Source organism: Bradyrhizobium sp. SZCCHNR1043, from assembly GCF_032489675.1.
Classification (GTDB): Bacteria; Pseudomonadota; Alphaproteobacteria; order Rhizobiales; family Xanthobacteraceae; genus Bradyrhizobium.
Map to the genome: position 1 here is coordinate 64,673 of NZ_JAUEYN010000005.1, position 24,681 is coordinate 89,353.

Annotated in this window: 19 protein-coding genes; 15 read left to right on the top strand and 4 right to left on the bottom strand. The window is 65.8% G+C overall.

Translation table 11 applies throughout. The features are described from left to right. Position 1: 1 nt before the first annotated feature. A complete protein-coding gene (locus QX039_RS10050) occupies positions 2 to 1,507 on the bottom strand; it encodes a sugar ABC transporter ATP-binding protein (protein WP_315738256.1) in 1,506 nt (501 codons plus the stop codon). Between the two features lie 11 nt (positions 1,508 to 1,518). Further along, entirely contained in the window at positions 1,519 to 2,541 is a 1,023-nt protein-coding gene (locus tag QX039_RS10055; RefSeq protein ID WP_315738255.1) for a sugar ABC transporter substrate-binding protein, read from the bottom strand. 37 nt (positions 2,542 to 2,578) lie between these two features. Here QX039_RS10055 and QX039_RS10060 point away from each other — a divergent pair, with 37 nt between their 5' ends. From QX039_RS10060 to QX039_RS10105, 10 genes are all read left to right on the top strand, one after another. Then, positions 2,579 to 3,583 carry a metallophosphoesterase family protein gene (locus QX039_RS10060; RefSeq protein WP_315738254.1) on the top strand — a complete coding sequence of 335 codons (1,005 nt, stop codon included), beginning with the start codon at positions 2,579 to 2,581 and terminating at the stop codon, positions 3,581 to 3,583. 533 nt (positions 3,584 to 4,116) lie between these two features. Then, positions 4,117 to 4,482 carry a DUF2946 family protein gene (locus QX039_RS10065; RefSeq protein WP_315770857.1) on the top strand — a complete coding sequence of 122 codons (366 nt, stop codon included), beginning with the start codon at positions 4,117 to 4,119 and terminating at the stop codon, positions 4,480 to 4,482. Positions 4,483 to 4,620: 138 nt separating this feature from the next. Continuing rightward, on the top strand, positions 4,621 to 5,139 hold the full coding sequence (locus QX039_RS10070; RefSeq protein ID WP_315770855.1) for a copper chaperone PCu(A)C: 519 nt from the start codon (positions 4,621 to 4,623) through the stop codon (positions 5,137 to 5,139). A gap of 63 nt (positions 5,140 to 5,202) precedes the next feature. After that, complete coding sequence (locus tag QX039_RS10075) at positions 5,203 to 5,646, top strand: DUF2946 family protein (protein ID WP_315770853.1); 444 nt, start codon at positions 5,203 to 5,205, stop codon at positions 5,644 to 5,646. Positions 5,647 to 5,737: 91 nt separating this feature from the next. After that, positions 5,738 to 8,128, top strand: a complete 2,391-nt coding sequence (locus tag QX039_RS10080) for a TonB-dependent receptor family protein (protein WP_315770851.1) — start codon at positions 5,738 to 5,740, stop codon at positions 8,126 to 8,128. Between the two features lie 8 nt (positions 8,129 to 8,136). Next, complete coding sequence (locus QX039_RS10085; protein ID WP_315770849.1) at positions 8,137 to 9,363, top strand: sialidase family protein; 1,227 nt, start codon at positions 8,137 to 8,139, stop codon at positions 9,361 to 9,363. Further along, positions 9,360 to 9,857, top strand: a complete 498-nt coding sequence (locus QX039_RS10090; protein ID WP_315770847.1) for a TlpA disulfide reductase family protein — start codon at positions 9,360 to 9,362, stop codon at positions 9,855 to 9,857. Before QX039_RS10085 ends, QX039_RS10090 begins: the two co-directional genes overlap by 4 nt. 209 nt (positions 9,858 to 10,066) lie before the next feature. Then, on the top strand, positions 10,067 to 11,401 hold the full coding sequence (proS, locus tag QX039_RS10095; RefSeq protein WP_315738247.1) for a proline--tRNA ligase: 1,335 nt from the start codon (positions 10,067 to 10,069) through the stop codon (positions 11,399 to 11,401). 94 nt (positions 11,402 to 11,495) lie between these two features. After that, complete coding sequence (locus QX039_RS10100) at positions 11,496 to 12,779, top strand: lipoprotein-releasing ABC transporter permease subunit (RefSeq protein ID WP_315711581.1); 1,284 nt, start codon at positions 11,496 to 11,498, stop codon at positions 12,777 to 12,779. A gap of 7 nt (positions 12,780 to 12,786) precedes the next feature. Then, positions 12,787 to 13,488 carry an ABC transporter ATP-binding protein gene (locus QX039_RS10105; protein ID WP_315738246.1) on the top strand — a complete coding sequence of 234 codons (702 nt, stop codon included), beginning with the start codon at positions 12,787 to 12,789 and terminating at the stop codon, positions 13,486 to 13,488. 12 nt (positions 13,489 to 13,500) lie between these two features. Here the strand turns inward: QX039_RS10105 and QX039_RS10110 are convergent, their stop codons facing one another. Then, the gene (locus QX039_RS10110; protein WP_315738245.1) at positions 13,501 to 14,580 is read right to left on the bottom strand and encodes a zinc-binding alcohol dehydrogenase family protein; all 1,080 of its coding nucleotides are present in this window, start codon (positions 14,578 to 14,580) and stop codon (positions 13,501 to 13,503) included. 138 nt (positions 14,581 to 14,718) lie between these two features. On the opposite strand from QX039_RS10110, the gene QX039_RS10115 reads away from it, so the two are divergent. After that, positions 14,719 to 15,489 (top strand): helix-turn-helix transcriptional regulator, encoded by a 771-nt coding sequence (locus tag QX039_RS10115; protein WP_315738244.1) that lies wholly within the window; start codon positions 14,719 to 14,721, stop codon positions 15,487 to 15,489. Between the two features lie 444 nt (positions 15,490 to 15,933). Next, the gene (locus QX039_RS10120) at positions 15,934 to 16,707 is read left to right on the top strand and encodes an outer membrane protein (RefSeq protein ID WP_315711586.1); all 774 of its coding nucleotides are present in this window, start codon (positions 15,934 to 15,936) and stop codon (positions 16,705 to 16,707) included. A gap of 106 nt (positions 16,708 to 16,813) precedes the next feature. Here QX039_RS10120 and QX039_RS10125 read toward each other — a convergent pair whose 3' ends face one another. Beyond that, the gene (locus QX039_RS10125) at positions 16,814 to 17,149 is read right to left on the bottom strand and encodes a DUF3551 domain-containing protein (RefSeq protein WP_315738242.1); all 336 of its coding nucleotides are present in this window, start codon (positions 17,147 to 17,149) and stop codon (positions 16,814 to 16,816) included. A 268-nt stretch (positions 17,150 to 17,417) separates the two neighbouring features. On the opposite strand from QX039_RS10125, the gene QX039_RS10130 reads away from it, so the two are divergent. The 3 genes from QX039_RS10130 to QX039_RS10140 all read left to right on the top strand — a co-directional run bounded on the left by QX039_RS10130 (position 17,418) and on the right by QX039_RS10140 (position 24,607). Further along, a complete protein-coding gene (locus tag QX039_RS10130) occupies positions 17,418 to 18,131 on the top strand; it encodes an outer membrane protein (RefSeq protein ID WP_315770845.1) in 714 nt (237 codons plus the stop codon). 465 nt (positions 18,132 to 18,596) lie between these two features. Further along, a complete protein-coding gene (dnaE, locus tag QX039_RS10135) occupies positions 18,597 to 22,127 on the top strand; it encodes a DNA polymerase III subunit alpha (protein WP_315770844.1) in 3,531 nt (1,176 codons plus the stop codon). 170 nt (positions 22,128 to 22,297) lie between these two features. Then, positions 22,298 to 24,607: a caspase domain-containing protein gene (locus QX039_RS10140; protein ID WP_315770842.1), complete on the top strand. Its 2,310-nt coding sequence runs from the start codon at positions 22,298 to 22,300 to the stop codon at positions 24,605 to 24,607. Positions 24,608 to 24,681: the final 74 nt, after the last annotated feature.

The following is a 24,681-nucleotide window of genomic DNA, read 5'->3' on the forward strand; positions in this document are numbered from 1 at the left end:
CCTACGCCGCCTCGAGCAGACGGTCTTTGCTGATGGTCTCGCCGGCGAATTCGCGCACGACCTCGCCGCGCTTGAGCACGATGACGCGATCGGCCAGTGACAGGACAGTCTCCGGCTCCGTCGAGAGCACGATGACGGCAATGCCCTGGTCGCGCAGTTTCCGCACGATCTGGATCACGTCGCTCTTGGCGCCAACATCCATGCCGCGGGTCGGCTCGCACAGCACCAGGAGCCGGGGCGGGTGGCTGAGCCATTTGGCCAGCGCGACCTTCTGCTGGTTGCCGCCCGAGAGCAGGCCAAGGTCGATCTCGACGTCGGCGGGACGGATCTGCAACTGCTCGACCTGGCGCTTCGCGAGCGCGCGCTCGCGCGCCGGCTTCAGCAGCACCGCGTTGATCCGGTCGAGGATGCTGATCGAGACGTTCTTGTAGACGGGCTCCTGCAGGAACAGCATGTCGCGGCGGCTCTCGGGCACGAAGGCGATGCCGGCGCGGCGCGCATCCGCCGTGCTCTTGAAGCGGTTGCGCTCGCCCGAGACGCGCAGCTCGCCGGCGTCGGGCGCGAGCTTGCCGAATAGGATCCGCGCCAGCTCGAGCTGGCCGCAGCCCATGAAGCCGTAGATGCCGAGCACCTCTCCGGCATGCACCGAAAATGAGACGCGCTTCAAGTTGCGCGCCAGCGACAGGCCCGCGGCCTCGACCACCACCGGCTTGTCGGCCGGCGGCGCGGGCAGGGTGATGTCGTGGGTGTAGCTGTCCTCCAGCGCATCGCGGCCCTTGCCGATCATGGCCTCGATCAGCGCCGCCTTGCTGGTATCGGCCGCACGTGTCTCCATGATCTTGCGACCGTTGCGGAAGACGGTCACCTCATCGGAGATGAGCAGAATGTCTTCGATGAAGTGCGAGATGAAGATGATTCCGGTGCCCTGCTCGCGTAGCGCGCGCAAGGTCGCGAACAGCCGTTCGACCTCGGGCGGTGACAGCGCCGAGGTCGGCTCGTCCAGGATGATGATGCGCGCGCCTGAGAACAGCACACGCGCGATCTCGATCAGTTGCTGCAGTCCGATCGGGAGATCGCCGAGCCGGCTCATCGGATCGGCGTCGATCCCGAGCTTCTTGAGCTGTTCGGCGGCCTCGCGCGCCATCCGGCGCCACTGCACGATACCGAGGGCATTGGTCGGCTGGTTGCCGAGAAACACGTTCTCGGCAACCGTGAGATCAGGTGCGACGCTGAGCTCCTGATGCACCATGGCGATGCCGGCCGCACGGGCGTCCCGCACGGAGTTGAAATGAACCTCGCGGCCGTCGAGCAGGAAACGGCCGGAGAAGCCGGTGTGCACGCCGGCGATGATCTTCATCAGCGTGCTCTTGCCGGCGCCGTTCTCCCCGACGAGACCATGGATCTCGCCGGGGCGAAGCGTGAAGTCGACGCCGCGCAACGCGGTGACGCCGCCGAACGACTTGGTGATGTCCTGCAATTCCAGAAGAGGCGGGCGGCTGTTCGACATGGGGAGGGACTTCAGATCAGGAAGTGATCCTCCATCCATTGCATGCCGGCGGCATTGGCCTTGGTCACGACGGGCCCATCGGTGATGACGTGCTTCGGAATGCCCTGGCCGCTCTTCTCGCCGGCGGTGACCGCGGCGACGCCTGCGACGATCGCGCCGCCATGAATACGGCAGGACGGATTGCGGACGGTCGCGAACATGCGGCCCTCGCTGACCGCCTGGATCGCCGGCGGCATGGCGTCGACGCCGCCGATCAGGATGTTGGTGCGGTTGCGCGCCTTCATGATGTTGTAGGCGGCGAGCGCCATGTCGTCATTGTGGAAGAACGCCGCGTCGATCTGCGGGTATTTGGTGAGATAGGTCTCCCACAGCCGTGCCGCCTTCGACACGTCCCAGTCGGCCGGCTGCGTGTCCAGCACCTCGATGTTCGGGAACTGTTTGATCACCGAATTGAAGCCCTTGGCGCGGCCCTGCGCGCCGGTGTGGCCGAGCGCGCCCTGCGTCATGATGATCTTGCCCTTGCCGCCCATCGCAGTCGCCAGAGCCTGCGTGACCGATGCGCCCATGAACTCATTGTCGGGCGCCAGGAACGAGTGCACATTGATCTGATCCAGCGGCGCGATCAGCGTGTCCATGTCGATCACGGGAATGCCGGCATCGATCATCTTCTGCACCGGCTGGGTCAGGGTTCCGATGCCGAACGCCTGGATGGCGACGAAATCCCACTTCTGCGACGCCATGTTGTCGATCGCGGCGCGCTGCTTCACCGCATCGAGCTGACCGTCGAACCAGGTGACCTCGACATTGAGCAGCTTGCCCCACCATTCCGCAGCCTGCTTGCCCTGGGCGCACCAGGTCGCCTGCAGGCCGGCATTGGAGAAGGCCGCCTTGAGGGGCTTTTCGGAGCGGCCCATCTCGGCGGCCATCGCCGGATTGATGCCGAAGCCGGCGAGAAGGGCCGCCGCAGAGCCCGCGGCCGTCGCCGCCTGGAGAAGATCGCGCCTCGTCGTGGACGTTCTTTTAGTGCCGGACATCCCGTGCTCCCTGTCCCATCGTTGTCCGGCGGCGTCATTGATCGCGCCGCCGAGAACAGCAGTGTTTCACAACCCCATTGATCACGCCACAGCCGGATGTTGTGCGTTGCACCGAGCGACTATCGCGGCGCACGCGCGATGTCAGAAAACCGTGATGTGCTCGTGGTACGCGGCAGCGCAGCTTGGGAGAGAGCCTTTGGCCACGACACGCATTGCCGTGATCGCCGACATCCATCACGGCCGGGATACACCAACGAAGCGGGGATCGGCGGCGCTGCAATTGCTCGAGCGCTTCGTCACGGAGGTGAACGCCGAAAACATCGATGCGGTCATCGATCTCGGCGACCGGATTTCTGACGAAGATCCCGAGCGCGATCGTCTGCTGCAAAGCGATGTCGCGATGTGTTTTGCAAAGCTTGCGCCGACGCATCATCACGTCAGCGGCAATCATGATGTCGCATTGCTCAGTCTCGCCGACAATGAAGCGATCATGGATCGTCCGAGCGGGTCGCGCGCCCTGATCATCGGCGATGTCAGGTGCGTGTTCTGGCAACCCGACGTGACTCTCACGCCGACGCGCGGCCTTCGCCTCTCCGCAGGCGATCTCGACGCGCTGGTCGAACTGCTCGCGCAGGATGATCGTCCAACCTTGCTCGTCAGCCACGTGCCATTGTCAGGGCATGCTCAGATCGGCAACTACTACTTCGAAGCCAATCAGGGACACGCGGCCTATGCCGAGACCGACGCAATCCGCACGGCCATCGCGAACGCGCCGTGCCCGATCGTCGCGCTCGCCGGCCATGTTCATTGGAATACCCTGACGACGGTCGATGGCACACCGCATCTGACCTTGCAGTCGTTGACCGAGACGTTCATCTCGGGCGATCCGGCCGAGGCGGCGGGCATTCTCGCGATCGATGATGGTGTGCTGCGCTGGACCGTGACCGGCCGCGAGCCGCTGTCGGTGACACTGCCCTGGCCAGCGGCCAAGGCGCGGTGGCGTGCTCCATTGGCGCGCTTTGCGACGGCTGCGGTGGCCTGATGTGATTGCGTGTTCAGGCGGCGTTCATCCGGCCCGCGATACCGTTAACGGGAAATATTGTGGCGCGCTGCGACGACTGCAAAAAAATAGAGCAGGGCAGCGGGCCCTGCTCGGAAATTGTGTCGACCCTTTAGATATCCCGCAAGTTCAGATTTGATCTTGTTAAGCGGGGTGACGCTGCTTGTTGCGCGCCAGGGCTCCTCCCGAGACTTGGACCACCAGACTTCCGCAAGCGTTAGCCTGAGGCCCAAATTCGTAGACGATCTTTTTGCGTTTGTCATCCTTTTCGGCAACGATTGTTCAAAATTCGCGCACTCTCTGAAATGATCGGTAAGTGCTTGCAATTGACGAGTTTTATTTTCGTGTTTTCTCGTGATGGGTGCTGAATTACCGTGAAAGCGGCCAGCCCATCGGTTGCGACGGGATTGTTCTTAATCAACGACCGCTGGCGAAATGTGCCGACTGTGCCTTGCGCGACCTCGACTCCTGGCGTTCGCTCGGGCACAAGAATTCAGTTCATTTGGCAGGCTTTGATGCGGCAGCGGCTGCAGGCGTTTCTCCCGATCATGCTGATCGCACTGATGGTGCAGATCCTGGCGCCGATCGGTGCTGCCTGGGCGGCGGCTTCAGCCGCGGCTGATCCGCTGCGCGGCCTCGAAATCTGCCACAGCCAGTCTGGTTCCCAGTTGGTGGACGATGAGTCGCCGGCGAAGCCCGCGCTCCACAGCTGTTCGCTGTGCTGCCTGGCGCAGCCGGTCACACTGGATGGGCCGGAGCTGTCCGCCATCGCCACGCCGCAACGGGAATCGGGCGAGGTCGTGTGGCGCGCCGGTGATCCGGCGGGCCGGATCAGCAAGGCCTTCTCGAACGCGCAGGCAAGGGCTCCGCCCGCAGCGTGACGCGCTGGCTGCTGTGCGGCCCTTATCTCCCAAATCGCATAACCACCGTGCGTTGTCTGCTCGGCCGTGACTGGCGCGCGGACACGTGCCAATCGATCGAGCTGCTGGCGCATTGCCGCCAAGAAAAGGATAACCGACATGACCTTCCTCGGACGCTCTCTGCTTGCATTCGCTCTCCTGTTGGGAGGATCTTCTGCCGCCTTCGCCGCGGACGTGAAGGCCGGTGACCTCGTCATCACCCAGCCATGGAGCCGCGCCACGCCGGGCGGCGCCAAGACGGGCGCCGGCTATCTGACCATCGAGAACAAGGGCAGCGCGCCGGACCGCCTCGTCGCAGTGACGGGCGACGTCGCCGGGCGAGTCGAGATTCACGAGATGGCTGTCACCAACGGCGTCATGACCATGCGTCCGCTGGATAAGGGACTCACGATCGAGCCGGGCAAGACCGTCGCGCTGGCGCCGGGCGGCTATCACCTGATGCTGATGGATCTGAAGAGCCCGCTGAAGCAGGGCGACAAGCTGCCGGTCACGCTGGAGTTCGAGAAGGCCGGCAAGGTGTCCGTGACGCTCGAGGTGCAGGCGGTCGGCGCCAAGGGGCCGGGCGGCGAGGGCGGCAGCATGATGAAGCAGCACGATCATTCCGGCATGAAGATGTAGGCCGGGCGCACTGCGACTCCGACGGAGAGGCTGGTCTCGATGCAACGGGTGGTGAAGGCTGCCATGACAGCCGGTTCGCTCGCGAGCCGGCTGGTGGCGGTCGGCCGTGCTCGGGGGCCTGCCGCCCGCTTCCGTCGAAAGCTCGGCCGATATCTGCCGGTCGCCCTGCTAGCAGTGCTGTTGCAGGTGCTGGCGCCAGTGGCGGCGTCCGCCATGATGGCTGTGACGATCGCGAAGGCCGATCCGTTCGGCGGGGCGGTGATCTGTCATGCCGAGACGGATGCGGCGCCATCGAATGGCGATACCGACCGCACCGCCTGCGGCCTCGACTGCGTCATGTGCTGCGTGCTGCACGCTGCCGCGGCGCTCGACGCGCCGCCCGCGCCATTCGATGCGGCTCCGCTGCGTCTGACGGCGTCCATCGTCTGGACTGCGCGCGAGCTCCGCCTCGTTCATCTGCTCGCCCGGGCACAGGCGCAACCAAGAGGACCTCCCTTCCTTTCCTGAGCACAGAAATCGTCATCGGCGCCGCAGCAGCGCGCCAATCCGTTCTGAACCAGGAAGACCGGCCGTGCAGCCGGCATCGGGGAAGTCAAACATGTTCCGTCGTCATGCCCTTGGTGGTGTGAGCGTGCTCGCCCTGCAGCTCATGCTGCTGCAATCGGCCACGATCGCGAGCGCCGAGACCGAGAAGGAATTGCCGTCCGTCACCGTCGACGCGCCGCGCGCCGCGCCACAACGGGCCGTGCGCAAGCCGATCGCGCAGGCAACATCCGTCCGCACTCACGTGCCGAAGCCGCCTGCCGCATCCGTGGCCAGCAGCTCCGGGCAGGGAGGAGCGGTGTCCGACCCAGCCTCGGGTGCCGGCGCCGCTCGCAGCCAGCTCAGCCAGTCGCCGTCCGGCCAGACCGCGACCACGATCGACCGCAGCCGCTACGATGACCGGCCTGCGTTTTCCGTCGGCGACATCCTGCGCGAAAGCCCCGGCGTCTCGCTCAAGCAGGGCAACGGACCGCGCGATCTCGGCATCTCGATCCGCGGCTCCAATGCCCGCAACGGCTTCGGCATCCGCAACATCGCGCTGTTCGAGGATGGCTTTCCCGTCACGCAGCCGGACGGGCTGTCGCGCAGCGACCTGATCGATCCCCACGCCTACGGTGCGGTCGACGTGATCCGCGGGCCGTCCTCGGCGCTCTACGGCAACTATGCGACCGGAGGCGCGATCAATTTCCGCACCCGTCCGGGCGGCAGCATCGACGGCGCGGAGATCGGCAGCGAAGGCGGCAGCTTCGGCTATCTCAGCAACTACATGACGTTCGGCAAGAAGGTCGGCAATTTCGAGGGCTCGCTGTTCACCAGCGACGTCCGCGGCGACGGCTATCTCGGCAACAGCTGGTTCAACACCCAGACCGTCAACTTCCTCGGCACCTACAAGGTGACGCCCGACGACCGCTTCACGGTCAAGATCATCAACAACGACCTGGTCACGCGGCTGCCGCTCCGTTACACGCTGAGCCAATACTATCAAAACCCGTATCAGCAGGGCTGCACCACCTGGGCCTCCAGGGCAGCCGGCTGCGCGGCTGTTGGGCTCAACAAGAACGGCCTCAATACGCTCGGCGGGGTGGACCAGGAGACCGCGCTGCAAGCCGGGCTCGGCCGTAACGACCGCCGCACCATCGTGGGCGGGCGCTGGGAGCACGACTTCGACAACAACACGAGCTGGCGCAATCAGTTCGTGTTCGACGACCGCAACATCAGCCAGCCGACCGGCTCGACCAGCGCGATCGGCGATTATCCGTCCTACAACTACATGAGCGACATCACCAGGCGGGGTGAGATCTTCGGGCTGGAATCGACCGCCTTCTTCGGCGCATTCTACAACACGCTGACCGCATCCGGAGATACGCGCTTCGTCGTGCCCGGCGGCAACGCGGCGCTCGGCGGCCTCTCGGCCAACACCTGGAGCGAGACCACCAACTACGGCCTGCGGGCGCGCGAGGAGCTCAAGCTGACAGCGGCACTGACGGCGGTGGCCGGTCTCGGCTGGGAGCGTACCCATCTGCGCGGCGTGAACACCGCCTATACCTACGGCGCGACGACAACGACGACGATCACGACGGCGGACCGGCAGTTCGACAATCTCGCTCCCGAGCTGGCGCTGCTCTACCGCGTGAACAGCGACTGGCTGCTGCGCGCCCGCGTTGCCACCGGCTATGGCACGCCGCAGGTCTCGAACCTGTTCGTGTTGCCAACCGGCGATTTCGGCAACAACACCCAACTGAAGTCGCAGACCAATCTGGGCTACGACGTGGGTTTCGACTGGACGCCGAACCGGTCTCTGACCCTCAGCGCGACGGGCTTCTACGAGTTCTTCCGCAACGAGATCGTCACCCAGGCCGTCACGGGGACGCAGAACACCTCCTACACCTTCAACGCACCGCGCTCGGAGCATCGCGGCGTCGAATTGGCGGCCGATTGGCGGTTCCTGCCGGGCTGGCGGTTCACCACTGCCTACACCTACCTCGACCAAGTCTACACTGAATATACCGAGAACCTTGCGGGCGGCTCGAAGCTGTTCAGCTTCAACCGCGTTGGCAACAAGATTCCCGGCATCTCGCCGAACGAGCTGACCGCACGGCTCGGATACGATCACCATAGCGGGAGGCTCGCGGGGCTTGGTGCCTTCGTCGAGGTCCAGTGGAAGGATTCCTTCTATATGGACAACGCCAATCTGCTGAAGGCACCGGGCTATGAGCTCGTCAATCTGAACGTCCACTACAAGACCGAGCTTGCCTCGGATACGTTCAAGTCGATGAACGTCTTCTTCGAGGTCCGCAATGTGTTCGACCGCACCTACATCGCCTCCGCAAACAACCTGCAGAATACGGTGACGGGCGCCGGCGTGCAGGGACTGGCGGGCACCGGGACGATCTACGCCGGCTCACCGCGCGCCTTTTTGGCCGGCATGAAGGTGGCATTCCGATGAGGACCGAAATGATAAGGACGTCACGACTTCGAAGCGGCCTCGTTGGACTGGCGATTGCCTTGCTCTGTCCGCTCACCGCTCGAGCCCAGATGGCGCACCAGCACGGATCTGACGCTGCATGCGAGGGCACTGAGCTCCGATGCGCAACCAAGGTGACGCCGTTCTTCGCTGGCGACGGCAAGCTCTGGCTCGTTTGGATGGCCGGAGGACGGATCTCGGTTGCGAGCTCGTCCGACGGCGGGAAAACGTATTCCGCCACCGTGCCGGTCACCGAGCAGCAGCTCAACCTCGACTGGGGGCCCGATGCTCGGCCGAAGCTGGTGGTCGATGGCAAGGGCGCGGTTGCGGTTGCGTTCTCGATTTTCCGCGACCAATCCTTCAACGGGCAGGTGCTGTACTCCAGGTCGGAGGACGGTGGCAAAAGCTTCGCAGCGGTTCGCCCGATCACGGCCAGCAACGAAAGCCAGCGCTTCGAGGCGCTGGCTTTCGACCAGGATGGCACCGTCTTCGTGGCCTGGCTCGACAAGCGCAACCGGGCGCCGGCGAAGGCCGCCGGGCGTTCCTATGAGGGCGCAGGGCTGTTCTTCTCGTCGTCGCGCGATGGCGGTGCCACCTACGCCGAAGCGACGCTCGCCCAGGACAACACCTGCGAATGTTGCCGGCTCGGGCTTGCGTTCGCGGGGCCGGGTCGTCCGGTCGTGATGTTCCGCAACATTTTCGATGGCAGCGTGCGCGACCATGCCGTGATCACGTTCAGTGATCTCGGCACCCCCGGCGAGGTCCACCGGGTCAGCACCGATGATTGGCAGATCAAGGCCTGCCCGCATCAGGGGCCGAGCCTGACCGTGGCGCCGGCGGGCACCTATCATGTCGCCTGGTTCACCAGCGGCAAGGTTCGTAAGGGGCTGTTCTACGCGCATTCGCGCGATGGCGGCCGGACGTTCTCGGAGCCGATGGCGATCGGCCAGGCCGACCGCAATCCGACGCGACCCTATGTGCTCGCGACCCAGGACAGCACGACGCTGGTGTGGAAGGAGTTCGACGGCGAGCGCACCACGGTGATGGGAATGCAATCGCGGGACGATGGCGAGACGTGGTCGAAGCCGCGCGCCGTTGCCAGCACGGACAATGCGTCGGATCATCCGCTGCTGGTCGCCCGTGGCAAGCAGATCTTCCTGTCCTGGATGACCAAGTCGGACGGCTATCGGTTGCAGCCGATCGGAGATGAGTCATGAAACGCGCATTCGCTGCCCTTGCGATCTTTGGCCTCGTCGCCTTGACGGCGTCGAGCACCGCAGCGCCGCCATCGCTCAAGCCGTTCGAGCGCGGCACGTGGCGCGAGGTGCTGCGGGCCCATGCGGGTCGTCCGACCCTGATCCATTTCTGGGGCGTCACCTGCGGCCCCTGCAAGATCGAGCTGCCGCAGCTCGGCAAGTTCATGTTCGATCATCCCGAGATCGACGTGGTCACGGTCAGCGCCGACCTCGTGCCCAATCTGAATGCCGCGACCCAGGCCATGCTGGACAAGGCCGGTCTCTCCACGGCGGAGAACTTCATTTTCGCCGACGGCTATGTGGAGCGCCTCCGGTTCGAGATCGATCCGTCCTGGCAGGGCGACATTCCGCGCACGATGCTCGTGACCCGCGAGGGCGTCGTCTCGACCATCGAAGGCAGCGCCGAGATCAGCGATCTCGACAAATGGTCCTCGGAGCAGGGACGGTCGCGCTAGGACGGTCCGGGCGAGGGGATCAAGGCTGGCCGCGCCGCGGCCAGCCTTGAGATGGCGCCGCGGCGGGGTTCATCCTCCACTTCAGGGAAACCGGTAAATTGATTGGGAATCCGGCGGCTTAGCCGCTTTTTCTCAAACCCAGCCTTGTGTTTTGCCGCCTGATCCGGTTTGACTGCGCCAGCCCGAACCGAATCTCGAAGGCCTCGCCCATGCGTCTGTCGCGGTTTTTCCTGCCCATTCTGAAAGAAAATCCGAAGGAAGCCGAGATCGTCTCGCACCGGTTGATGCTGCGCGCCGGCATGCTGCGGCAGGAGGCGGCCGGCATCTACGCCTGGCTGCCGCTGGGCTTCAAGGTGCTGAAGAAGATCGAGCAGATCGTGCGCGAGGAGCAGAACCGCGCCGGCGCGCTGGAACTGCTGATGCCGACATTGCAACTCGCCGATCTCTGGCGCGAGAGTGGCCGCTACGATGCCTACGGTCCGGAGATGCTGCGCATCAGCGACCGCCACAAGCGTGAGTTGTTGTACGGGCCGACCAACGAGGAAATGATCACGGAGATCTTCCGTGCCTATGTGAAGTCCTACCGTAACCTGCCGCTCAATCTCTATCATATCCAATGGAAATTCCGCGACGAGCAGCGTCCCCGCTTCGGCGTGATGCGCGGCCGCGAATTCCTGATGAAGGACGCCTATTCGTTCGACCTCGACGAAGCCGGCGCGCGGCGCGCCTACAACAAGATGTTCGTCGCCTATCTGCGCACCTTCGCGCGGATGGGCCTGAAGGGCATCCCGATGCGCGCCGAGACCGGTCCGATCGGGGGCGATCTCAGCCATGAGTTCATCGTGCTCGCGGAGACCGGTGAATCCGGCGTCTACTGCGACCGCAATGTGCTCGACCTGCCGATCCCTCCGGCCTCCGTCGATTATGACGGCGACCTGACGCCGATCATCAAGCAATGGACGTCGCTCTATGCGGCGACCGAGGACGTCCATGACGCCGCCCGCTTCGAAGCCGAGGTGCCGGCTGAGCGGCGGGTCCATACCCGCGGCATCGAGGTCGGCCAGATCTTCTATTTCGGCACCAAATATTCCGAGCCGATGAAGGCGCTGGTCGCGGGCCCCGACGGGGCGGAGGTGGCCATCCACGGCGGCTCCTATGGAGTCGGCGTGTCACGGCTGGCTGGTGCGATCATCGAGGCCTGCCACGACGACGCCGGCATCAGATGGCCGGAGGAGGTCGCTCCGTTCCGCGCCGTGATCCTCAACCTGAAGCAGGGCGGCTCCGACACAGATGCTGCCTGCGAGCAGCTCTATCGCGATCTCCTCGCCAAGGGGGTCGACGTGCTCTACGACGACACCGAGCAGCGTGCCGGCGGCAAGTTCGCCACGGCCGACCTCATCGGCATCCCCTGGCAGATCATGGTCGGCCCCAAGGGCCTTGCCGAGGGCAAGGTTGAGGTGAAGACCCGCAGCGACGGCGCCCGCCAGATGATGTCCCCCGCGGACGTCGTGGCACGGCTCGGCGGCGGAACATTGGCTGGCTGAGACGCGCGTTCGATCATCGGATTATCCACCGGGGCTGCCCGTCCCTTCAGGCCAATCCGGCCACATTCGGCCCGAATCATGGGATGATCGCACAATGGATGACGCCATGACCGAACCGGTGCAGACCACCACCCCCTTCGCTCCCTTCGAGTGGATGCTGTCGGGGCGCTATTTGCGTGCGCGCCGCCGGGAGGGGTTCATCTCCGTCATCGCCGGGTTCTCCTTCCTCGGCATCATGCTCGGCGTCGCCACCCTGATCATCGTGATGGCGGTGATGAATGGCTTCCGCAAGGAGCTGCTCGACAAGATCCTCGGTCTGAACGGGCATCTGCTGGTGCAGCCGCTGGAGTCGCCGCTCACCGACTGGAAGGACGTCTCCGAGCGGATCGCGCAGGTGCAGGGCATCCGCCTTGCCGCGCCGGTGGTTGACGGACAGGGTCTGGGCTCGTCGCCATTCAATGCGTCAGGCGTGTTCATCCGCGGCATTCGCGCGCAGGACCTCACTAACCTGACCTCGATCGCCAAGAACATCAAGCAGGGCTCGCTGGAAGGTTTCGACGAGGGGCAGGGCGTGGCGATCGGGCGCCGGCTCGCGGACCAGCTGTCGCTGCATGCCGGCGACAGCATCACCCTGGTCGCCCCGAAGGGCGCCGTGACGCCGATGGGCACCACGCCGCGCATCAAGCCCTACAAGATCGCGGCGGTGTTCGAGATCGGGATGTCGGAATACGACGCCAGCTTCGTCTTCATGCCGCTGGCCGAAGCGCAGGCCTATTTCAATCGCAACAACGACGTCACCGCGATCGAGATCTTCACCAGCAATCCCGACAAGGTGGAGGAGTTTCGCAAGACGGTGACCGAGGCGGCCGGCCGACCCATCTTTCTCGTCGACTGGCGCCAGCGCAACTCGACCTTCTTCAATGCGCTGCAGGTCGAGCGTAACGTGATGTTCCTGATCCTGACCTTGATCGTCCTGGTCGCGGCGCTCAACATCGTTTCGGGACTGATCATGCTGGTCAAGGACAAGGGCCAGGACATCGCCGTGCTGCGCACCATGGGGGCTTCGCAGGGGGCGATCATGCGGATATTCCTGATCACCGGCGCCTCGATCGGGGTGGTCGGCACGCTCACCGGATTCGTCGTCGGCCTCCTGATCTCGATGAATATCGATTCGATCAGGAAGTTTCTGTCCTGGCTGACGAGCACCGATCTGTTTCCCAATGAGCTCTATTTCCTGTCGAAGCTGCCGGCTGAGATCGATGCCGGCGAGACCGCGGCCGTTCTGATCATGGCCTTGACCCTGTCTTTCCTGGCTACGCTCTATCCATCATGGCGCGCGGCCCGATTAGACCCGGTCGAAGCGCTTCGCTACGAGTGAGGCGCTGATGGAAGAGCAGGGGGCAGAGGATGTGCCGGTCGTTTATCTCCACGAGATCAAGCGGCGATACATGCAGGGCGAGCAGCAGCTGACCATCCTGGACGGCGCCAAGCTGGCGTTGTGGGCTGGGCAGTCGGTGGCGCTGGTGGCGCCCTCGGGCTCGGGCAAGTCGACATTGCTGCACATCGCGGGCCTCCTCGAGAGCCCCGACGAGGGCGAGGTCTATGTCGGGGGCGTGCCGACGTCGCAGCTGACCGACATCGAGCGCACCCAGATGCGCAGGACCGATATCGGTTTCGTCTACCAGTCGCACCGGCTGCTGCCGGAGTTCACGGCGCTGGAGAACGTGATGCTGCCGCAGATGATCCGCGGCCTCAAGCGGTCGGAGACCGTGAAGCGGGCGACCGAGATCCTGGCCTATCTCGGGCTCGGCGAGCGCATCAAGCACCGTCCGGCCGAGCTCTCCGGCGGCGAGCAGCAACGCGTGGCGATCGCGCGTGCGGTCGCCAATGCGCCGCGTGCGCTGCTGGCGGACGAGCCGACCGGCAATCTCGATCCTGGCACCGCCGATCACGTCTTTCACGCGCTGATGCAGCTCGTGAAGGCCACGCGGGTCGCGATGCTGATCGCGACCCACAACATGGAGCTGGCCGGCCGCATGGACCGGCGCGTCTCCATCGTCGGCGGCAAGGTCGTCGAGCTCGACTGAGTCCGGCCGCAGTCAGGGCCTGATCACCGTCATCTTGAACGGCTTGCGATGGGCGGCGGCATGGGCGACCGCGTCGTTGGCATGATCGAGGTCGAAACAGGTCGGCTCGAACTGCGCAAGGTCGAGCAGCCCGGCCCTGATCAGCTCCACCATCCTGACCGTCGCGCTTGGCGGGTACATCCAGACGCCGTGGATCGTGACGCACTCGCGCATGATCCAGGGATAGGGCAGCTCGAGCCCGGCTCCGCCCAGCATCCCGACGCCGCCCATCAGCACCACGCGCCCATAGGGACGCACGGTCATCACGGCTGATCGCACGACCCTGGCCGAGACCGACGGCGGCATGATGTCGAGCACGCAGTCGATCGGGCGCGGCGCCGCGCGCTTCATGCGTGCGATGTCCTCGCTCTCGTCGCCAGAGAGTCTGACCGGGCGGACGCGGGGGCCGAACCGGCGCTGAAGCTCTGCCAGCATGACCTCGTTGCGGCCGGGCGCCACGACCGCAGCGGCGCCCATGGCAAGCGCCACCGCGACCGCGGCGCTGCCGAACCTGCCGGTGGCGCCGCTGACCAGGACGGTCTCGCCCGCTTGCAGAATGGCGGCAAGAAAGCCGCCATAGGGCACGAGCAGGGTGCCGAGCGCGCACCAGCGCGCAGCGTCATCAGTGTCGATGGCCCCGATCGGCTTGGCGTTCTCCGTCGGCACGCGCATCCGTTCGGCAAACGAGCCGTGCCGGAAATATTGTTGCAGCCTCAGCCCGCCCGGTCCGCGCGCGCTCAAGCCCTGCAGGGTGATGTCGGGGGCGAAGGCTGCGTCACGCGAGCGCACGGTTGGATCGCAGAACACCCAGTCGCCGATGGCGAGATGCGTCGCGTCGGGGCCGAGGGCGCTGACCCGGCCGACCCCTCCGGTGCCGGGGATCACCGGCAGGTCCAGCAGGTACTTCCGTTCGCCGCTGAACACTTCATTCGCATAGGACAGCACGCCGGCCGCGGCGATGTCGACGATGATTTCGCCGGTGCCGAGCACGGGGTCTTCGACATGCTCGATCTCGAGCGGCGATCCAAATCGTTTGAGCACGGCGGCCTTCATGGTCCTTCTCCATTTTCGCGGTGGCGAGGCTCCAGCCTGCCGGTCTATGCTCCGCGCAGGAAGGCCTGGTATTATCCTGGGATTAGGCAAGCCCACGCTGGCCACACCTCCCGCGGACGACCATGAGGGATCCAGCACATGAGTGATCCGCGACATGCCGAGCTCGGCAACTTCCTGCGCTCGCGGCGCGAGAAGCTGACGCCGCAAGCGGTCGGACTCGCGGCCGGGCGGCGGCGACGCACCGCAGGGCTGCGACGGGAGGAAGTGGCCGAGCTCGCTGGCATCGGCGTCGACTGGTACATCCGAATCGAGCAGGGCCGGGCCGTGAAGCCGTCCTCCTCGACCATCGATGCGCTGGCGCGCGCCCTGCGCCTGAGCCGAACCGAGCATGCTCATCTCAAGGCGCTGGTGCGCGATCCTGCGCGCAAGCCGTTCGTGCGCGAGCAAGTGCCGGTCCGGCTGCGCGAGCTCGTGCAGAGTCTGAACCAGCCGGCCTACATCTCAGGACGACGATGGGATGTGCTGGCCTGGAATGCCGCGGCGGACGAGATCTTCGGCTTCTCTCAACTCGCCGACGATGAGCGCAACACGTTGGTGCTGATGCTGTGCAAGCCCGGCGTGCGCCGGCTGTTCGGCGCGCAATGGAAGGAGCTGGCGCAACGCATGGTCGCGCAGTTTCGCGCGACCTACGATCTGTGGGCGGGCGATCCCGCTTTCGTCGATCTGATCGCGCGGCTGCGGCGCGGCAGCCGCGAGTTCGACGGCCTGTGGGCGGCGCACGACGTCAATGCGCTTGCTGCCGGCGAGAAGCTGCTCGAGCATCCGAAGAAGGGCCGCGTGAGGCTGCGATACGCGACCTTCCAGTCCAATGACGATCCCGCGCTGAAATTGGCGATCTACTACACGTGATGACGATGCCGCTCGGGACGAGCGTGCGTTCAGCATGGGCTGGGAAGCACCACACATTCGTCCGCTTTGCGCATGATGATGCTACGCATTCGCAAGACTCGTCGTGCTGCCCTGAAGAATTCACGACTGAGACGTGACAGGGTTCGTTCCGTGACCGGGAGTTTCCCGATCACGATTTTGCCGTCGCGCGTATTGTGGCCATGGATGGACGCCGGCCACGACTCCTCCTTACATCTTATTAGTTGTTTGTTCATGTTGCGGGCAAAGCCTTGGAAAACAGGCCTTTGCGCCCAATCCCATAAAAGCCGGAAAGAATGGTTCTGATCTGCACATCGGTTGATGTCGGCGGAGCGAATGCGGGTGCAGGATCGCTTCGTCGCGCTGCATGTTTTTCGCACGAAACCAGAGGGCCTGGGGACTTTGGGACAGAAGCTACGGAGTTCGATGATGAAGACGCTTTTCGGCGCAACGGTGGGGCTCGGCGCAATCGCCGCGGCGACGTCTGCATTCGCAGCTGATCTTCCAATGAAGAAGGGGCCGTACACCAAGGCGCCGCCCGCCGTCGTGGCGACGGTGTATGACTGGAGCGGCTTCTATGTCGGCTTCAACGCCGGCGGAGGTTCCAGTCGGGATTGCTGGAATCTGGTTTCGAACGCCGGTGTGGCGGTGAACCCGGCAGCCAACCGCGAAGGCTGCTCCGGCGGCGGCGGCGCGGCCGTCGGCGGCCAGGTCGGCTACCGCTATCAGATGGCCAATTGGGTGTTCGGCGTCGAGGCGCAGGGCGACTGGGCCAACTTCAAGGGCACGAATCGCAACCTGATTCTTCCCAATGTCAGCGACCGTTCACGCACCAACGGCTTCGGCCTGTTCACCGGCCAGGTCGGCTATGCCTTCGACAACATTCTCGGCTATATCAAGGGCGGTGCCGCGGTCGTCGGCGATCGCTACGACACCTTCACCACGGGCACCAACGTGATGCTCGATCGCGCCAACACCACGCGTTGGGGTGGCACGATCGGTGCCGGCCTCGAATATGGCTTCGCGCCGAACTGGTCGGTCGGCGTCGAGTACGACCACATCTTCCTGGGCAACAAGAACCTGAACTTCGTCGCCGCGGCCGGCGCGCCCGCGATGACTCATCGCATCAAGCAGGATGTCGACATCGGGCTCGTGAAGCTGAACTACAAGTTCGGTCCGGGTTTCGGGATGATGCGCTGACGCAACGACATCTTCGATTGCTTCGGTTCGTCGGAGCCACGGCTTCGACGAACCTTCGATGGTATGGCCTGAGACGACAGCTCGCTGCGTCGAAGGCGGGGACGGGTCAGTCCTCTTCGAACACGAATGGGTTGGGGAACGGCGCGTAGGGATTTGGCGCCGGCGGACGCGGCTTGATCCGTTGCCTGTGCGGATACGGATAAGGCGTCGCGCGCGGGTCATTGCTGACGCCGGCGAAATAGGGATTCGCGATGCAGTTCAGCAGGCGTCCCGACGCCGTCGCCTGGCATTGCGCGTAAGTGTCGAAGGTGCAGTGGCTCAAGCCCGGAAACTCATCACCCTGCAGACAGAACGCATGCCTGACACCGACGGCGTGAGCCGGCGCATGGGTTGCGACCACGAGGCCGGCTGCAGCCAGGGCCGCAAATAAAACCTCACGCATCAACGATCTCCCTTCATCCCTTGATGACCAGAACGCGCGCGCTTCATGGCGAAGCACCGGCGCGACGGCCTCACGCGTGTGTAGTCGGTCGGCCCTCGATTGCAAGCTGGAAAGTTCCATCAACACACTGTGATTAAAGATTAATTTCCCAACATGTCTCGTGGCCTTTCAGCAGCGAGCTGTGACCGAGCGGCTACAGCAATTGTGGCGCAGATCGTTAAGAGATGCGGCTGGCCTGGGGGCCAAATGAGACGAGACTGGACCTGTGATGAAGAAACTTCTGTTGACGACGACGGCGCTCGTGGTGCTGGCCTCGCCGGCGCTTGCCGCGGATCTCGCTGCGCGTCCCTACACGAAGGCACCGCCGCCGGTGATGGCTGCGATCTATGACTGGAGCGGCTTCTACATCGGCGTGAACGGTGGCGGCGGCTGGAGCGAGAACACCTGGGATCTGGTCGGCGGCGGCCGCGAGGGTTCGCATGATGCATCCGGCGGCACCGTCGGTGGCCAGGTCGGCTATCGCTGGCAGATGGGCCAGATCGTGTTCGGCGTCGAGGCGCAGGGCAATTGGGCCGACCTCACCGGCGACAATCAGAGCGCGCTGTTCGGAACGCGTAACCGCACCAAGACCGATGCGTTCGGCCTGTTCACCGGCCAGGTCGGCTATGCCATCAACAACGTGCTGCTCTACGCCAAGGGCGGCGCGGCCGTGACCAGCAACAAGTACACGATCACCAACGCGGCGACCGGCGCGTTCCTCGCCTCCAACGACGACACGCGCTGGGGCGGCGTGGTCGGTGCCGGACTCGAATACGGCTTCGCGCCGAACTGGTCGCTGGGCGTCGAGTACGACCATCTGTTCATGGATCGCCAGACCGTCAGCTTCGGCGCGCTCGGCTCCGACAGCATCAAGCAGGACGTCGATCTGTTCACCGCCCGCCTGAACTACCGCTTCGGCGGCCCGGTCGCGACGCGGTACTGAGTCGCTCCGCGCACGATCGGCGGATTGCAAAGCCCCGGCGTTCGCGCCGGGGCTTCTTGTTTGTGGGCCGGATTAACCATCTGCGGCGCGGGCGCGGCAACGGGTCGATCAGCGCGCTTGACCTGAGAACAGAAAAGGAACATTGTTCTTCATATGTTCTGACTCAGGGAGGTCCCGATGCTGAAGGTTTTCGTTCAAGAAGCCGCCGCGCTGGCGTCGATCACGCTGTTCGTCGGCATGATCGCGCTCTGGGCGCAAATCATTCCACAGCTTTAGTTTTCCGAGCGCAGCGGCTGGGGACAAGGCAGGCGAGGGCGCCGGACTCGCCGGAGGGCGTCCGATATGATGCGGAGCGAGTCGGTCGGGAGATAGGGCATGGCGCCGGGTCGTGACCCGAGCAAGCCCGGAAGCCGGCCCGACACCGTGATCGATCTCGGAAAAGCCCCAGGAAGTTGCAAAGCGAGCATGTCCAGCGCCGGATTTGTCCATCTCCACGTTCACTCCGCCTATTCGCTGCTGAAGGGCTCGATCAAGATCGGCAAGCTCGGCGAGCTCGCCAAGGCCGATCGTCAGCCCGCGCTGGCGCTGACCGACACCGACAACATGTTCGGTGCGCTCGAATTCTCCGACAAGATGGCGAGCTATGGCATCCAGCCGATCGCCGGCTGCGAGCTCGCCATCGATTTCGGCGACATGGACCCGAATGCCCGCAATGCCGGTGCGGTCGCGCAGCCCTCGCGAATCGTCCTGCTGGCCGCACGCGAGGAGGGCTACCGCCACCTGATGCGGCTGAACTCGCGCGCCTTCCTGGACACGCCGACGCATCAGGCGCCGCACATCAAGTTCGAGTGGCTGAACGAGGGTGTCGATGGTCTGATTGCGCTCACCGGCGGGCCCGATGGGCCGATCTCGCTCGCGATCCAGCACGACATGGCGGCACTTGCGACGCAGCGCTGCGAGCGGCTGGCAAGCCTGTTCGGCGACCGCCTCTACATCGAGCTGCAGCGCCACGGGGTCGACCGCGAGCGCCGCGTCGAAGGCGGCCTGATCGATATCGCCTATGGCAAGGGCCTGCCGCTGGTCGCGACCAACGAGCCGTATTTCGCGACCGCCGACGACTACGAGGCGCATGATGCGCTGCTGTGCATCGCCGGCGGCCATCTGGTCGCCGACACCGAGCGCGTGCAGCTGACGCCGGATCACCGCTTCAAGACCCGTGCCGAGATGGCGGTGCTGTTCGCCGACCTTCCGGAGGCCTTGGCCTCGACGGTCGAGATCGCCGAGCGCTGTTCGTACCGGCCGCGGACGCGCAAGCCGATCCTGCCGTTTTTCACGGTCGGCGCCGGCACCGGCAGCGATGCCGTGGACGCCGCGAGCGCCGAGGCCGCCGAGCTGAAGCGACAGGCGGAGGAGGGGTTGGAGCGGCGCCTCAAGGTGCACGGCATGGCGCCGGGCATGACCGAGGAGGACTATCAGAAGCGGCTCGCCTTCGAGCTCGACGTCATCATGCGCATGAAGTACGCGGGCTACTTCCTGATCGTGTCGGACTTCATCAAATGGGCCAAGGCGCACGGCATTCCGGTCGGGCCGGGTCGCGGCTCCGGCGCAGGCTCGCTGGTCGCCTGGGTGCTGACCATCACCGATCTCGACCCGATGCGGTTCGCGCTGCTGTTCGAGCGCTTCCTCAATCCCGAGCGCGTGTCGATGCCGGACTTCGACATCGACTTCTGCCAGGACCGCCGCGGCGAGGTGATCTCCTACGTGCAGCAGCGCTACGGCCGCGACCAGGTGGCGCAGATCATCACCTTCGGCACCCTGCAGGCGCGCGGCGTGCTGCGCGACGTCGGCCGCGTGCTGCAGATGCCCTACGGCCAGGTCGACAAGCTGACCAAGCTGGTGCCGCAGAACCCGGCCGCGCCGGTGACGCTCGCCGCCGCGATCGAGGGCGAGCCGAAGCTGCAGGCGTTCCGCGACGAGGATCCGGTGGTGGCCCGCGCCTTCGATATCGCGATGCGCCTCGAAGGCCTGACGCGACACGCCTCGACCCACGCTGCCGGCATCGTCATCGGCGACCGGCCGCTGAGCGAGCTGGTGCCGATGTATCGCGATCCGAAATCGGACATGCCGGTCACCCAGTTCAACATGAAGTGGGTCGAGCCCGCCGGCCTCGTCAAGTTCGACTTCCTCGGCCTGAAGACGCTGACCGTGCTCGACGTCGCCGTGAAGCTTCTGAAGCAGCGCGACGTCCACGTCGATCTCGCGACTCTGCCGATCGACGACGCGCCGAGCTATCAGATGCTGGCGCGGGGCGACGTGGTCGGCGTGTTCCAGGTTGAAAGCCAGGGCATGCGGCGGGCGCTGATCGACATGCGCCCGGACCGCTTCGAGGACATCATCGCGCTGGTGGCGCTGTATCGTCCCGGTCCGATGGCCAACATCCCGACCTACTGCGCCCGCAAGCACGGCGAGGAGGAGCCGGAATATCTGCACCCGATCCTGGAGCCGATCCTGAAGGAGACCTTCGGCGTCATCATCTACCAGGAGCAGGTGATGCAGGTCGCGCAGCAGATGTCCGGCTATTCGCTCGGCGAAGCCGACCTCCTGCGCCGCGCCATGGGCAAGAAGATCCGCGCCGAGATGGACAAGCAGCGCGTCCGCTTCGTCGAGGGCGCCACCCAGAACGGCGTGCCGAAGGACCAGGCGGACACGATCTTCGACCTGCTCGCCAAGTTCGCCGACTACGGCTTCAACAAGTCGCACGCGGCCGCCTACGCGCTGGTGTCCTACCACACCGCCTACATGAAGGCGCATTATCCGGTGGAGTTCATCGCGGCGTCGATGACGCTCGATCTCAACAACACCGACAAGCTCTCGGAATTTCGTACCGAGGCGCAGCGCCTGGGCATCAAGGTCGAGCCGCCGTCGATCAATCGCTCGGGCCCGACCTTCGAGGTCAGCGGCAACACCATCTTCTACGCGTTGGCGGCCCTAAAGGGCGTCGGTCCGCAGGCGATCGAGATGATCGTGGAGGCCCGCAACAAGGGCGGGCCGTTCACCTCGCTCGCCGACTTCGCCTCCCGCGTCAATCCGCGCGCGATCAACAAGCGCATCATCGAGACGCTGGCTGCGGCCGGTGCGTTCGACGTGCTCGACAAGAACCGCGCGCGCGTGTTCGCCGGCGCCGACGCCATCGTCGCCGCCTGCCAGCGCGCGCACGAGGCCGCGACCTCGGGCCAGAACGACATGTTCGGCAACGCCGCCGACGCGCCCGCGATCATCCTGCCCAACATCGAGAACTGGCTGCCGGCCGAGCGTCTGCGGCGCGAATATGATGCGATCGGCTTCTTCCTGTCGGGCCATCCGCTCGACGACTACGCCGCGGCGCTGAAGCGCCTGCGCGTCCAGAGCTGGGCCGAGTTCTCGCGCGCGGTGAAGACCGGCGCGACCGCGGGCAAGGTCGCCGCCACCGTGGTGTCGCGCATGGAGCGGCGCACCAAGACCGGCAACAAGATGGGCATCATGGGCCTGTCGGATCCGACAGGCCATTTCGAGGCGGTGCTGTTCTCCGAAGGCCTTGCACAATATCGCGACGTGCTCGAGCCGGGCGCGGCGGTGCTGCTTCAGCTCGGCGCCGAGCTGCAGGGCGAGGATGTGCGCGCGCGCGTGCTCCATGCCGAGCCGCTCGATGATGCCGCCGCCAAGACGCAGCGTGGCCTGCGCATCTTCCTGCGCGACACCAAGCCGCTCGACTCCATCGTCAAGCGCCTGCAGGGGCCGGAAGGTGCCGCGGCCAATGGCAACGGGGCGATCGCCAAGAGCGCCGCGCCGCCGTTGGTGCCCCGCACCGCCGCAGGCGAAGGCGAGGTGTCGCTGGTCATGATGCTGGACCTCGAAACCGAGGTGGAGATGAAGCTGCCGGGGCGCTTCAAGGTTTCGCCACAAATCGCAGGTGCCATCAAGGCGGTGACCGGCGTGGTCGACGTGCAGCAGCTGTAATCGAGGCGATCGTTCCGCTGGAGCGGCTGCGTTCGGCGATCTTGCTGGTCGAACAGGGGGACGAGGAACAAAAAAGCTGCGCGTGGGCTGTACGGACATGCCTCCGTTCAACCGCGGTTCAGCCATTCTCCCGCTGAATCCGCGGCGGGTGCCTCGAAGGGGCTTGAACCATGCGCTTGACCAAGATCACCGCGAAGATCGTCCTGAGTGTCTCGCTCTGCCTGCTCGCCTTGGCGGCCTTGCCGCTGCTTGCCGCAGCGCAGCAGCCCGGCGCCGAAAAGCGTATCGCTCTGGTGATCGGCAACGGTGCCTATGCCAAGGGCCCGCTGGCGACGGCGGCCAACGACGCCGGCCTGATCGCGCAAACGCTGCAGGCCGCGGGCTTCGACGTGGTCGGCGCGCGCGACCTCGATGCCGACACGCTGCGCAAGAGCTTTCGCGATTTCATTCACAAGGCCCAGTCAGCCGACACCAACACCGTCGCGATGGTCTATCTCGCCGGCTACGGCATGCAGCTCGCCGGCGAGAACTATTTTCTTCCCGTCGACGCCAACATCGGCAGCGACGTCGACATTCCGACCGAGGGCCTGCGCCTCAGCGACTACATCCGCCAGCTTGCGGCGACGCCGGTGAAGGCCAGCGTCGTGGTGCTCGATGCCGCGCGCCAGCAGCCCTTCATCGCCGGCGGCCCGGCGATCGCCGGCGGCCTGGCGCTGGTCGAGCCCGATGCCAACATGCTGATCGCCTTCAATGCGGCGCCGGGCACGATCGCGCCGAACGAGACCGGCGCCTATGGCATCTACGCGCGCTCGCTCGCCGAGATGATCCGCACCGGCGGCCTGTCGCTGCCGGAGGTGTTCGATAGGCTGCGGCTGCGCGTCAACGAGGAGACCAAGGGCGCGCAGGTGCCGTGGGATGCGCAGAAGATCCAGGCCGCCTTCACCTTCTTCGAGCGGGCGCCGGACGCGCCGGCCACGCCGGATTCGCCCGAGCAGACCGCGGCGCTGCGCTCGCGCCCGATCCGCGAACTGCCGGTGCAGGAGGCCTATGCCGCCGCGCTGGAGCGCGACACGCTGCAGGGCTATGAGGATTTCATCGCCGCCTATCCGAGCGATCCGCTGGCGCGGCGTGTGCGCGCCCTGGTCGCCGCTCGCCGCGAGGCGCTGACCTGGCGGCGGACGTTTCGCACCGACAGCCCGGAAGCCTATTGGTCCTATCTGAAGCGCTATCCCTATGGCGCGCATGCCGAGGACGCCCGGCGGCGGCTGGCGATGTTGTCGGCAGCGCCGGCGCCGCCGCCGACCTTCGCGATGATCGAATATGACGTGCCGCCGCCGCCGCTCGACGAGGTGATCTATGTCGAACGTCCGGTGCTGCTGTTCTCGGATCCCGAATTCGATTTCGTGCCGCCGCCCCCGCCGCCGGTCTACATCCTGCCGCCGCCTCCGCCGGAGTTCGTGGAGCTGCCGCCGCCGTTCGCGCCGGTCGGCCTGTTCATCCTGCCGCGGCCGGTGTTCGTGCCGATCCCGGTCTATGTCCGGCCGCCGGCTTTCGTTGCGCCGCCGCCGAACAACATCATCTACCAGAACATCCACAACACCGCGGTCATCAACACCGTGATCAATCGTCCCGCACCTGCCGGTCCGATGTCCACCGGTCCCGCTGCGACAACCCAGCCGGCCGTGGCGCCGGCGCCGGCATTGCCGCCCGCGGTAATGCAGCGCGCGACCCTGATCCAGCAGGGCAAGGTGCCGCCGCCCGCACCGGTCGCCAATCCTGCCGCGCGACCCGCCGGACCGGGCGGACCGTTGCCTGCTGGCGTTCCGCAGGCTGCGCTTCCAAATCAGGCCGGCCGGCCGGGGCAGGGCCCGCCAAACGCGAATGCGCTTCCGGTGCCGGGCCAACGTGGCGCGCCGGGGCTTCCCGCTGCGGTGCAGACGCCTGCGATCCGGCCGGACATGCGGGCGAACCGCACGCCGCCCGGCGTACCCGCCGCGCCTCCCGCGGCGGTGGCTCCTCGCCCGGTTGCGCCGGCGGCCATTCCACACGCACCGGACGCGCGACCGCGGCTGCAGCCGGCCGTGCCCGACCAGATCCAGCATCGCGCAGCGCCGCCGACGGCTGCGCGGCCGAGTCCGCCGCCGCCACGGCCGCCGGCTGCGCCCGTGCTTCGAGCGGCGCCGGCGCGGCCCGCGCCGCCGCCTGTGATGCGCCCAGCTCCTCCGCCACAAATGGCCCGGCCGGCGCCGTCCCCGATGGCCCGGCCCGCTCCGCCGCCGATGATGCGGCCGGCTCCGCCGCCGCCAATGGCGCGTCCGAGCCCGCCGCCGCAGATGGCACGTCCAAGCCCGCCGCCGGTGGCCGCGATGGCGCGGCCCGCCGCACCGCCGCCGATGGCAAGACCGGCAGCACCACCGCCGCGACCTGCTCCGCCGCAGGCCCCGGGCAAGCGGTGTCCACCGAACGTGCCGCATTGCTGAGCCGGCCGGCGCAGCCGCGGCGCGCTGGTTGCATCGCAGGCCCGTTTTCGATATTGGCCGGACCGCCGGATTGA

Coding starts and splice junctions, on each gene's coding strand:
- QX039_RS10050 (WP_315738256.1), bottom strand. CDS start 1,507: ATGTCGAACAGCCGCCCGCCTCTTCTGGAATTGCAGGACATCACCAAG.
- QX039_RS10055 (WP_315738255.1), bottom strand. CDS start 2,541: ATGTCCGGCACTAAAAGAACGTCCACGACGAGGCGCGATCTTCTCCAG.
- QX039_RS10065 (WP_315770857.1), top strand. CDS start 4,117: ATGCGGCAGCGGCTGCAGGCGTTTCTCCCGATCATGCTGATCGCACTG.
- QX039_RS10070 (WP_315770855.1), top strand. CDS start 4,621: ATGACCTTCCTCGGACGCTCTCTGCTTGCATTCGCTCTCCTGTTGGGA.
- QX039_RS10075 (WP_315770853.1), top strand. CDS start 5,203: ATGACAGCCGGTTCGCTCGCGAGCCGGCTGGTGGCGGTCGGCCGTGCT.
- QX039_RS10080 (WP_315770851.1), top strand. CDS start 5,738: ATGTTCCGTCGTCATGCCCTTGGTGGTGTGAGCGTGCTCGCCCTGCAG.
- QX039_RS10085 (WP_315770849.1), top strand. CDS start 8,137: ATGATAAGGACGTCACGACTTCGAAGCGGCCTCGTTGGACTGGCGATT.
- QX039_RS10090 (WP_315770847.1), top strand. CDS start 9,360: ATGAAACGCGCATTCGCTGCCCTTGCGATCTTTGGCCTCGTCGCCTTG.
- proS (WP_315738247.1), top strand. CDS start 10,067: ATGCGTCTGTCGCGGTTTTTCCTGCCCATTCTGAAAGAAAATCCGAAG.
- QX039_RS10100 (WP_315711581.1), top strand. CDS start 11,496: ATGGATGACGCCATGACCGAACCGGTGCAGACCACCACCCCCTTCGCT.
- QX039_RS10105 (WP_315738246.1), top strand. CDS start 12,787: ATGGAAGAGCAGGGGGCAGAGGATGTGCCGGTCGTTTATCTCCACGAG.
- QX039_RS10110 (WP_315738245.1), bottom strand. CDS start 14,580: ATGAAGGCCGCCGTGCTCAAACGATTTGGATCGCCGCTCGAGATCGAG.
- QX039_RS10115 (WP_315738244.1), top strand. CDS start 14,719: ATGAGTGATCCGCGACATGCCGAGCTCGGCAACTTCCTGCGCTCGCGG.
- QX039_RS10120 (WP_315711586.1), top strand. CDS start 15,934: ATGATGAAGACGCTTTTCGGCGCAACGGTGGGGCTCGGCGCAATCGCC.
- QX039_RS10125 (WP_315738242.1), bottom strand. CDS start 17,149: ATGCGTGAGGTTTTATTTGCGGCCCTGGCTGCAGCCGGCCTCGTGGTC.
- QX039_RS10130 (WP_315770845.1), top strand. CDS start 17,418: ATGAAGAAACTTCTGTTGACGACGACGGCGCTCGTGGTGCTGGCCTCG.
- dnaE (WP_315770844.1), top strand. CDS start 18,597: ATGTCCAGCGCCGGATTTGTCCATCTCCACGTTCACTCCGCCTATTCG.
- QX039_RS10140 (WP_315770842.1), top strand. CDS start 22,298: ATGCGCTTGACCAAGATCACCGCGAAGATCGTCCTGAGTGTCTCGCTC.